Annotated in this window: 6 protein-coding genes; 5 read left to right on the plus strand and 1 reads right to left on the minus strand. The window is 69.8% G+C overall.

Translation table 11 applies throughout. From position 1 onward, the window contains the following. The first annotated feature begins 101 nt into the window (after positions 1-101). Together KCH48_RS31560 and KCH48_RS31565 are read left to right on the plus strand one after the other, a co-directional pair. The gene (locus KCH48_RS31560) at positions 102-1,679 is read left to right on the plus strand and encodes a PucR family transcriptional regulator (RefSeq protein WP_210578850.1); all 1,578 of its coding nucleotides are present in this window, start codon (positions 102-104) and stop codon (positions 1,677-1,679) included. A gap of 363 nt (positions 1,680-2,042) precedes the next feature. Continuing rightward, positions 2,043-3,488 (plus strand): aldehyde dehydrogenase family protein, encoded by a 1,446-nt coding sequence (locus tag KCH48_RS31565; RefSeq protein ID WP_210578853.1) that lies wholly within the window; start codon positions 2,043-2,045, stop codon positions 3,486-3,488. Between the two features lie 98 nt (positions 3,489-3,586). On the opposite strand, the gene KCH48_RS31570 is transcribed toward KCH48_RS31565, so the two are convergent. After that, the gene (locus KCH48_RS31570; protein WP_210578873.1) at positions 3,587-6,406 is read right to left on the minus strand and encodes a glycoside hydrolase family 3 C-terminal domain-containing protein; all 2,820 of its coding nucleotides are present in this window, start codon (positions 6,404-6,406) and stop codon (positions 3,587-3,589) included. 288 nt (positions 6,407-6,694) lie between these two features. Here KCH48_RS31570 and KCH48_RS31575 point away from each other — a divergent pair, with 288 nt between their 5' ends. From KCH48_RS31575 to KCH48_RS31585, 3 genes are read left to right on the plus strand one after another with little or no spacing between them, the layout of a single operon-like run. Next, positions 6,695-8,386 carry an extracellular solute-binding protein gene (locus KCH48_RS31575; RefSeq protein WP_210578891.1) on the plus strand — a complete coding sequence of 564 codons (1,692 nt, stop codon included), beginning with the start codon at positions 6,695-6,697 and terminating at the stop codon, positions 8,384-8,386. A gap of 27 nt (positions 8,387-8,413) precedes the next feature. Beyond that, positions 8,414-9,457: a sugar ABC transporter permease gene (locus tag KCH48_RS31580; RefSeq protein ID WP_210578893.1), complete on the plus strand. Its 1,044-nt coding sequence runs from the start codon at positions 8,414-8,416 to the stop codon at positions 9,455-9,457. Beyond that, on the plus strand, positions 9,454-10,389 hold the full coding sequence (locus tag KCH48_RS31585; RefSeq protein WP_210578895.1) for a carbohydrate ABC transporter permease: 936 nt from the start codon (positions 9,454-9,456) through the stop codon (positions 10,387-10,389). The genes KCH48_RS31580 and KCH48_RS31585 overlap by 4 nt, the downstream gene beginning before the upstream one ends. Positions 10,390-10,475 lie beyond the last annotated feature (86 nt).

Genomic DNA, 10,475 nt, shown 5'->3' on the forward strand with positions numbered 1-10,475 from the left:
GTGCGCGGACCGTACGGTGAGGCAGAATCGGCATAGGCCGTTCATACGTGGCGGCCAAAGGATCACAATGATCACGTAACCCTCACCGACCTGAAGGCTCCATGCCCCCCACGCTCGCCTCCCTCGTCCACCACTCCGCGCTCAAGCTCACCGTGCGCGCCGGCGAGGACCGGCTGGACGTGCCCGTCCGCTGGGCGCATGTCAGTGAGCTGGCCGATCCCGTGCCGTACATGGAGGGCGGGGAGCTGCTGCTGGTCACCGCGTTGAAGCTGGACGCGGAGGATCCGGAGGCGATGCGGCGGTATGTGAAGCGACTGGTGGGGGCGGGCGTCGTCGGGCTCGGCTTCGCTGTCGGGGTCAACTACGAGGAGACCCCCAAGGCCCTCGTCGACGCGGCGGAGCAAGAGGGCCTGCCGCTGCTGGAGGTGCCGCGCCGCACACCGTTTCTCGCCATCAGCAAGGCTGTCTCGGCGGCGATCGCGGCCGACCAGTACCGGGCGGTGACGGCGGGGTTCGCGGCACAACGCGAGCTGACCAAGCAGGCGTTGACGGACGGGCCCCAGGGGCTGCTCGGCTCGCTCGCCTCGCAGGTCGACGGGTGGGCCGCGCTCTACGACGCCTCGGGCGCCGTCGTCGCCACCGCGCCGGAGTGGGCGAGCCGCCGGGCCGCCCGGCTGACGGCGGACGTGGAACGCCTGCGGGAGCGGCCCGCGCCGGCCTCCTCGGTCGTGGGCGGGCCGGAGAACGAGGACCGGGTCGAGCTGCACTCCCTGGGCACGGGCCGGCGGCCACGGGCGGCGCTCGCGGTGGGTACGGCGGCGGCGCTCGGGACGGCCGAGCGGTACGCCGTCCATTCGGCCATCGCCCTGCTGACGCTGACGACGGAACGGTCCCGGCCCCTGCACGCCGCCGAGCAGCGGCTCGGGGCGGCGGTGCTGCGGATGCTGCTCGCCGGGGAGCCGGACCATGCTCGTGCGGTGGCCGGGGATCTGTACGGCGGGCTCCTCGACGCGCCCTTCCGCGTGATCGTCGCCGAGCCCGCCGCCGCGGACGGGGAGGCGCTGGCCGGGCTCGCCGAGGTCATGGAGTCGGCGGGCGCGCGGGCGGGTGAGGCCGTCCTGGTGGTGCCGGAGGGGGAGCGGCTGGTGGCGCTCGCCGCGGACAGCGGGGCCGCGGTGGCCGCGTGCGGGGAGTTCGCGGCGGCGTTGGAGGCGGCGCGGGGCGCTGGGGCGGAGCAGTCGTTGTCCGACGAGGACGAACTGGTCGTGGGTCTGTCGGCTCCCGTCGGGCCGATCGCCGCCGCGGCCGGCTACAAGCAGGCCGAGCAGGCGTTGTCCGTGGCTCGGCGGCGGGGGCGGGTGGCCGTCGAGCATGAGCAGTTGGCGGCGGGGTCTGTGGTGCCGTTGCTGGCGGACGACGCGGTGAAGGCGTTTGCGGACGGGTTGCTGCGGCCGTTGTACGAGCATGACGCGAAGGGGCGCGGGGATCTGGTCGCCTCGTTGCGGGCGTGGCTGTCTCGGCATGGGCAATGGGATGCGGCCGCTGCTGACCTGGGGGTTCATCGGCATACGCTGCGGTATCGGATGCGGCGGGTGGAGGAGATCATCGGGCGGTCGCTGGATGATCCGGATGCGCGGATGGAGCTTTGGCTGGCGCTGAAGGCGACGTCGGCGGAGTAGTGACCGCCGGGTTTGTTCGCCCCCGCCGCCCCTACCCGTCCCATCCCTGGGGGCTGCCGCCCCCAGACCCCCGCTTCGGCCCTGAACGGGCCTTGTCCTCAAACGCCGGACGGGCTGAAAAATCAGCCCCTCCGGCGTTTGAGGAGCGGGGGTTCGGGGGCTGGCCCCCGAAACGGGGTCGAAGGGGCGGAGCCCCTGGAGGATGGGACGGGTAGGGGCGGCGGGGGCGAAAACCCACCACCCCGCCAAATCGGCGCACCCCCACCCCCCACCACTCCGCCCCGGACAAACGTTCCCTCCCCCTCCCACCCCTACCGTGGACCCGAAAGCCATCGCACACCCCCAACGCGGAAGGGCCGGGACATGACTTCCACCCACGCCTTCTGGCTCGCCGGCCGCCAGGTCACCGGCGAGGCCGGCTTCGATGTCACCTCGCCGTGGGACGGCCGGACCGTAGGCAAGGTCGCCGTGCCGAGTGACGCGCAGGTCGAGGAGGCCGTCGCCGCCGCGTACGCCGTGCGGGACGAGTTCGCCGCGACGCCGGCGCACGTCCGCGCCGCAGCCCTCGACCACGTCAGCCGGCGTCTCGTCGAGCGGACCGAGGAGATCGCGCAGCTCATCTCCGCGGAGAACGGCAAGCCGATCAAGTGGGCCCGCGGCGAGGTGGGCCGGGCGGTGTCGGTGTTCCGGTTCGCCGCTGAGGAGGCCCGGCGGTTCAACGGCGGCGAGGCGCAGCGTCTCGACACCGACCTCGGCGGGCAGGGGCGGCTCGCCCTCACCCGCCGCTTCCCCAAGGGGGTCGTCCTCGGTATCGCGCCCTTCAACTTCCCGCTGAACCTCTGCGCCCACAAGATCGCCCCGGCGATCGCGGCGGGCGTGCCGATCATCCTGAAGCCGGCCCCGGCGACCCCGCTCTCGGGCCTGGTCATCGGCGAGCTGCTCGCCGAGACGGAGCTGCCCGCGGGGTCCTGGTCGATCCTCCCGGTCTCCAACGACCGTATGCCCGCCCTCGTCCAGGACGAGCGGCTGCCGGTGATCTCCTTCACGGGTTCAGAGAAGGTCGGTTACGCGATCATGGACTCGGTGCCGCGCAAGCACTGCACGCTGGAACTGGGCGGAAACGGTGCGGCCGTGGTGCTCGGTGACTACGCCTCCGACGCCGACCTCGACTGGGCGGCCACCCGCATCGCCACCTTCTCGAACTACCAGGGCGGCCAGTCCTGCATCTCCGTGCAGCGGGTCATCGCCGACGCGTCCGTCTACGACCGCCTGCTGCCGCGCATCGTCGCCGCCGTCGAGGCCCAGGTCACCGGCGACCCGAGCGACGACGCGACCGACGTCGGCCCGCTGGTCAGCGAGGACGCCGCCCAGCGCGTGGAGGCCTGGGTGCGGGAGGCCGTCGACGCCGGTGCCACGCTCCTCACCGGTGGCAAGCGCGACGGCGCCTCGTACGCGCCGACCGTCCTCACCGACGTACCGGCCGACACGACGATCTCCTGCGAGGAGGTCTTCGGGCCGGTCCTCACCGTGCAGAAGGTCGAGGGGCAGGCCGAGGCCTTCGCCGCCGCCAACGACTCCAAGTACGGCCTCCAGGCGGGCGTCTTCACCCATGACCTGCAGGCCGCCTTCCGGGCCCACCGCGCCCTGGAGGTCGGCGGTGTCGTCATCGGCGACGTGCCGTCCTACCGCGCCGACCAGATGCCGTACGGCGGAGCCAAGCAGTCCGGTGTGGGCCGTGAGGGTGTGAAGTTCGCGATGGACGACTACACCTACGAGCGGGTGCTGGTGCTCACGGGCCTCGCCCTCTAGCTCATGGGAACCATTTTCATATAGACTTCCCGAAGGGGTCCGGCACCGATGCCTTCCGGTGCCGGGCCCCTTCTCTGTGGCCGGCCTGCTCCGGACCCTCAACCGGAGAAGCCGACATGCGCGAGCCGCACCGGGCCGCGCAGTCTGAGGTACACGTCGTGCACGCCTGCGCCATGGAAATCGGCGCCGAGGGTGGTGTAGTCGTACGGGCCCGATCCAGCGACAGCCTCCAGGACCGCCAGTGCGGGGCCGCCGTCCAGCGACACCTCCACCGCGCCCACGCCCGCCACCGTCGCACTCACCTGCGTGACACCCGTCCCGAAGTCGCAGGCACGGTAGACGAGTTCGGCCGCTGAGCTGCCCGCTGGCGTCACCGCGTCGCCCGCCACCTTCGTCAGGTCGACGATCATCGATCCGCTCTGCTCGTCGAAGTCGGCCGCGTCCAGGCCGCGTCGGGCGACCGGGCGGGGGCTGGCCGGCTCGCCGTCGAGGACAAGGGTCGTCCGCAGGCGGATGTCCTCGCTGGACGCGCCGACGAATACGTCGTACGGGCCCGGCTCGCGCCGCCACTTCCCGTGCGCGACGTCCCAGAACTCGAAGGCGGACAGCGGGAGTTCGAAGGTCAGCTGCTCGGTCGAACCCGGGGTGAGCGTGATGCGGCGGTGGGCCACCAGCTCGCGGCGCGGGCGCGGGACCGACGGGTCCACGACGCGGGTGTAGAGCTGGGCGACCTCGTCGGCGGTCACATCACCGGTGTTGGTGACGCTGAAGGAGACATGCGCCGTCTCGCCCTCCACCCGGACCGACAGATCGGCGTACGTGAAGGACGCGTACGACAGGCCGTGGCCGAAGGGGAACAGGGGCGTGCCCTCGAAGTAGAGGTAGGTCTGGCGGGAGCCGATGACGTCGTAGTCGAGCAGGTCGGGGAGGTCGGCGTCGTCGGCGTACCAGGTCTGCGGGAGGCGGCCCGCGGGGGAGACGTCGCCGGCGAGGACCCGGGCCAGGGCGGTGCCGGCCGCCTGGCCGCCGTGTGCGGTCCACAGGACGGCGGGGAGGGCGGCCGTCTCGACCGCGTACGGGTAGGCGGAGACCAGCGTCAGCACCGTGGCGGGGTTCGCGGTGCGGGCGGCGCGCAGCAGGCGCTCCTGGTGGCCGGGCAGGCGCAGGGTCGTACGGTCCTCGGTCTCGCGGCCGTTGATGTGCGTGTCGTTGCCCGCGACGACCAGGACCACGTCCGCCTGCGCGGCGACCCGCGCCACCGCGTCCTCGCCACGCTCCACGATCTCCAGCCGGAAGATCTCAGGGTTCTCCTCGGCAACCTTCACGCCGTCGGCGGCGACAGAGACGTGGCGACCGGTACCGATGTGCCTGAGGAGGTGTCCGTTCTCATGCGGTTCCAGCCGGAACGTCTCCTGGACGACCCAGCCTCCGGGCTGGTCGGCGGAGGCGCGTACGCGGCCGTCGTCGGCGACCGAGAGGTAGCGGCCGTCGGGGGCGCGCAGGGTCAGGACGTCCTCGCCCCAGTCGACGAGGGCGAGTTCGGTGCCGGTGGCGTCGGTGGTGAGCGGCGGGAGGTCCGTACGGCCGGCGAGCAGCGCGGGGTCCAGCGCGCCCTCGGCGCCGCGGACTTCGTCGACGCCGTCCGCGGGGGGAACGTACAGGTAGGAGCCGTCGGATGTGCGCAGCCGTACGCGGTCCACCCCCTCCGCGAACTCCACCCGCTCGGCGCCGAACCGCTCGTACAGGCCCTCCAGCGGTGTCGAGCGGTGCAGCAGCGTGCCGCTGTACCAGTCGAGCTTGCACTCGTCGGCGAGCAGGCCGACGACGGCGAGGCGGGTGTCGGGGGCGAGGGGGAGCAGGCCGTCGTTCTTGAGCAGGACGATCGCCTGCTCGGCCGCCTCCTGCGCGAGCGCGCGGTGCTCCGGGGTGTCGAAGGCGCCGGTCTCGTCGTACGCGTCGAACTCGCCGAGCCGGAACCGGACCGAGAGCTGGCGGCGGACCGCCGCGTCGAGGTCGGCCTCCGTCAACAGGCCCCGCTCCAGGGCGCCCTGGACGCGCGCGACGATCTGCGAGCTGTCCGTGCCGTGGTCGGTGAAGCTGTCGACGCCGGCGAGGAGCGCGGCGGCGGTCGCCTCCTCGTGGGTGTCGAAGTAGTGCTCGTGGTCGACCAGGTTGGAGGGCGCGCCCGCGTCCGAGCAGACCAGCAGCTCGTCCTCGCTCCAGGTGCGCAGCTGCTCGCGCAGGTACGGCGAGACGTGGTTCGGACGGCCGTTGACCAGGTTGTACGCCGGCATCACCCCGGCGACCGCGCCCGCCTCCACCGTTTCGCGGAAGGCGCGCAGGTCGTACTCGTGCAGGACGCGCGGGCGGACGGAGGACGAGGCGACGGCGCGGTCCGTCTCGTTGTTGTGGGCGAGCCAGTGCTTGAGGACGGGGGCCGTGCGCCAGTACGTGTGGTGGTCGCCGCGCAGGCCGTGCGTGTACGCGGTGGCGATGGCGGAGGTGAGCTTCGGGTCCTCGGAGTAGCCCTCCTCGTTGCGGCCCCACAGGGGGTGGCGGAGGAGGTTGACGGTCGGGGACCAGACGTTCAGGCCCACGCGGTCGTCGCGGACGCGCAGCGCCCGGATCTCCTTGGAGACGGCGTCGCCGACCCGTCGTACGAGATCCGGGTTCCAGGTCGCGCCCAGGCCCACAGCCTGCGGGAACACCGTCGCGGGGCCCATCCACGCCACGCCGTGCAGCGCCTCCTGACCGGTGCGGAAGGCCGCGACGCCGAGCCGTTCCACGGCGGGGGCGAACTGGTGCAGGAATCCGGTCTTCTCGTCCCGGGTCAGCCGCGACAGCAGATCGTCGATGCGCTTCGCGACGGGCAGCCCCGGATCGCGAAAAGGCGGCGTGTGCGGCGTGTGTGCGGTCACGTGGGGAACCCCTTGCGATGGATCGGCTCGGCTCTTTCGAAGCGCTTCGATGCTGGTTCGACGCTAGGCCGGGTGTCAAGACATCGACACTGTCAGTTCAAGCGGTGCATAACAAAAGGTCGGTCATAAAGCGTCGGAGGAATCTTGGAAGCGACCCTTGTGCACCCCTGGGGGTTCACTTAACCTCACAGCAACATCGAAGCGCTTCGACTACAGCCAGTTCCACTCAAGACACCGCAGCCGACGGCCCCCGCCGGGTGTCCTGGTGCGCCATGAAGGGTTGACGCAATGACGCCGAACGCCGCTTCCTCCTCCGCTGCCCCCAGCCGGAGAACCTTCCTCGCCAACACGGCGGTCGCCGCTGTGGCGGTGGGTGGAGGGATGCCGCTGCTTGCCGCGTGCGGCGGGTCGGAGAGCGGGTCGCGGGAGGGGACCACGTCGGGCAAGGACGCGAAGAAGATCCTGCCGGCGTATGTCACCAACAACGTGGTGACACCCGACATCCCCGCCAAGAACGGCTCCGCGGTCGGCTTCACGAGCAAGCTGGACCTCGCCGACCTGAAGACCTCGGTGTCCAAGAAGCTCGGCAAGGGCTCCAAGGTCACCATCATGTCGCCGTTCTGGGGCTCGCCGCCGAAGGGCAACAACCCCTACTACCGGGGGATGAACGACCTGATCGGTGTCGACGTCCAGTGGCAGAACCAGGACGGCAACACCTACGACCAGAAGCTCGGCGCGGTGCTCGCCTCCAGCGACATCCCGGACGTCGTGGTGGTTCCCGGCTGGAACATGGGCGGCAAGATACCCAGCGCCATCATCAGCAAGTTCGCCGACTTGGGCCCCTACCTCTCCGGTGACGCGGTCAAGGACTACCCGAACCTCGCGGCGATCCCCACGGACGCCTGGCGGCGTTCCATCTTCGGCGGCAAGCTGCTCGGTCTGCCCCAGCCGGCACCGTGGGCCCCCGGCATCGCGCCCTTGTACCGCCAGGACATCTTCGACAAGGAGGGCTACGAAATCCCGCGCTCCTGCGACGAGTTCATGGCCCTGGCCAAGGACATCACCAACGCGAAGGCCAAGCGCTGGGCGTGCCTGGACATGAAGTGGACCGCCTTCCAGGCCTTCGGCGTGCTCTCCGGCAGCGAGAAGCCGCTCGGCTGGAACCTGGTCGACGGCAAGCTGGTCTACCGCATCGAGACCGAGGAGTACCTGGAAGCGCTGGAGTGGTCCCGCAAACTCTTCGAGGCGGGCGTCGTCCACCCCGACTCCAAGTTGGGCAAGAACGCTCCCGACCCGGGGCCCAAGTTCGCGGCGGGCGAGTTCCTCATCTACCCCAACAACATCTCGCAGTGGTACAGCCGCACCGCCGAACAGGCCGTCCAGAACCCGGAGTTCAAGGTCTGGGCCATGGATGTCTGGGGCCACGACGGCGGCAACCCCACCATCTGGGCCGAACAGCCCGCCGGCATCTTCGCCTTCGTCAACAAGAAGGCCTCCGAGTCGGTCATCCGCGACGTGCTCGCCGTCGCGAACGTCACCGCGGCGCCGTACGGCACCAAGGAGTACATGATGACCAACTACGGCGTGGAGGGCACCCACTACACCGTCAAGGACGGCGTCCCCACCAAGACCGACCAGGGCAACATCGACGTGATGAACGCCTACGTCATGGTGGCGAGCCCCGCCGCGACCACCGCGCACCCCGACTTCCCCGAGGTCGCCAAGGGCCAGGTCGAGTGGCAGCAGCGGATGGGCGCCTTCACCAAGAAGTCCTCCTTCTGGGGCATGCAGATCACCGAGCCGGGCCGCTTCACCAACCTCACCAACGACATGGAGCAGATGGAGGACGACGTCGTCCGCGGCCGCAAGAAGATCAGCGACCTGCAGCAGTGGGTCTCCGACTGGAAGAGCAAGGGCGGCGACCGGCTGCGCGACTGGTACCAGCAGATCCTCGACGAGAACGGCACCGCGGCCAACTGACCGGGCACCGAGGCAAGGAGAACGGCCGTGTCCCACAGCACGGTGCCTCGGAGCAGGGCCGAGGCCGACACGACGGCGAAGACCCCGGTGGAGTCCGGCGGCACCACCGGATCCACCGGCTCACCGGGGAAACGCCCTCCGGACAAGCTGAGCCTGCGACTGAGGTTCCGGCGCGATCGCGTCCTGCTGCTGATGACGCTGCCGGCGGTCGTCCTGGTCCTGCTCTTCAACTACGTGCCGATCCTCGGCAACGTGGTCGCCTTCCAGGACTACGACCCCTACATCAGCGAGAACGGCATCGTCTCCATCCTGAACAGCCCCTGGGTGGGAGTGGAGAACTTCCAGCGGATCTTCGAGGACTCCGCCTTCTGGCAGGCGCTCGAGAACACCCTGGTGCTGTTCTTCCTCCAGCTCGTGCTGTTCTTCCCGATCCCGGTCCTGCTCGCGCTGCTCATCAACAGCGTGGTCAGGCCCCGGGTGCGGGCGATCGCGCAGGCCGTTCTCTATCTGCCGCACTTCTTCTCCTGGGTGCTGGTCATCGCCGTCTTCCAGCAGCTGCTCGGTGGCGCCGGGCTGCTGTCGACACTGCTGCGCGACCACGGCTACGACGGCCTGAGCGTCATGACCGACCCGGAGACCTTCAAGTTCCTGGTCACCGCGCAGACCGTGTGGAAGGACGCCGGCTGGGGGATCATCGTCTTCCTCGCCGCGCTGGCCGCCGTCAGTCCCGATCTGTACGAGGCCGCCGCGATGGACGGCGCGAACCGCTGGCGCCGCATGTGGCATGTCACCCTGCCCGCGCTGCGGCCGGTGATCGCGCTGCTGCTGGTGCTGCGCGTCGGTGACGCCCTCACCGTCGGCTTCGAGCAGATCCTGCTGCAACGCGACGCGGTGGGACCGGGCGCCGCGGAAGTGCTCGACACCTTCGTGTGGTGGAACGGCGTCCGCAACCAGGACTTCGGCTACGCGGCCGCCGCCGGACTCGTCAAGGGCGTCGTCAGCATCGGACTGGTCCTCGCCGCGAACAAGGTGGCCCATCTCATGGGCGAGCAGGGGGTGTACAAGAAGTGACCGCCGTCATCGACAAACCCGCGCGAACGCCCGGGCGCCTGGCCGCGCCTCCTCGTCCCGTGTGGGAGGAGGAGCCCACGAAGGTGGGGCTGGCCGGCAAGGGGCTGGTCCTGGGGCTTGCCTGCTTCGCGATCCTCTTTCCGCTGTGGATCGTGGTGGTCACCAGTCTGTCCACGCGCAAGACCATCGACGAGGCCGGCGGGCTGGTGATGATCCCCAAGGACATCACCTTCATCGCCTATACGGAACTGCTCAGCGGCGGTCAGGTCACGCGGGCCGCGATCATCAGCGTGCTGGTCACGCTGGTCGGTACGGTCTTCTCGATGACCGTGTCCGTGCTGTGCGCGTACGGGTTGTCCCGGACCGGGTCGCTGGCGCACCGGTGGATTCTGATGACGCTGCTGGCGACGATGTTCTTCAGTGCCGGGCTCATTCCCACGTATCTGCTGGTGCAGACGCTCGGGCTGACCGACACGTATCTCGCGTTGATCCTGCCGAGCGCGATCAGTGTCTTCAACATCCTGGTGCTGCGGGGATTCTTCATGGGGATCTCGCAGGAGCTGACCGACAGTGCGCGGATCGACGGGGCGGGGGATTTCCGGATTCTCTGGCAGATCGTCATGCCGTTGTCGCGGGCCGTCATCGCGGTGATCACGTTGTTCTATGCGGTGGGGTACTGGAGTGCTTGGTTCAATGCGTCGCTGTATCTGAACGAGCAGGACATGATGCCGTTGCAGAACGTGATGATTCAGCTGGTGCAGAAGCAGGAGGCGCCGGTGGGGTTGGGGCAGGCGATCAAGACGGGGCAGTTGTCCGGGCTTGCTGTGCAGATGGCTGTGATGGTGATGGCTTTGTTGCCGGTGGCTGTGCTTTCGCCGTTTGTGCAGCGGCATTTCAAGAAGGGGATGTTGACGGGGGCGGTTAAGGGGTGACGGGGCGCCTATTCAAGGGGTGCTTTCGATCGTCTGGCGGCTGCGGGCTCGTTGTGGCTTGTCGCGCAGTTCCCCGCGCCCCTTTG

Origin of the sequence: Streptomyces sp. GESEQ-4 (assembly GCF_017948455.1) — a bacterium.
Classification (GTDB): domain Bacteria; phylum Actinomycetota; class Actinomycetes; order Streptomycetales; family Streptomycetaceae; genus Streptomyces.

Coding starts and splice junctions, on each gene's coding strand:
- KCH48_RS31560 (WP_210578850.1), top strand. CDS start 102: ATGCCCCCCACGCTCGCCTCCCTCGTCCACCACTCCGCGCTCAAGCTC.
- KCH48_RS31565 (WP_210578853.1), top strand. CDS start 2,043: ATGACTTCCACCCACGCCTTCTGGCTCGCCGGCCGCCAGGTCACCGGC.
- KCH48_RS31575 (WP_210578891.1), top strand. CDS start 6,695: ATGACGCCGAACGCCGCTTCCTCCTCCGCTGCCCCCAGCCGGAGAACC.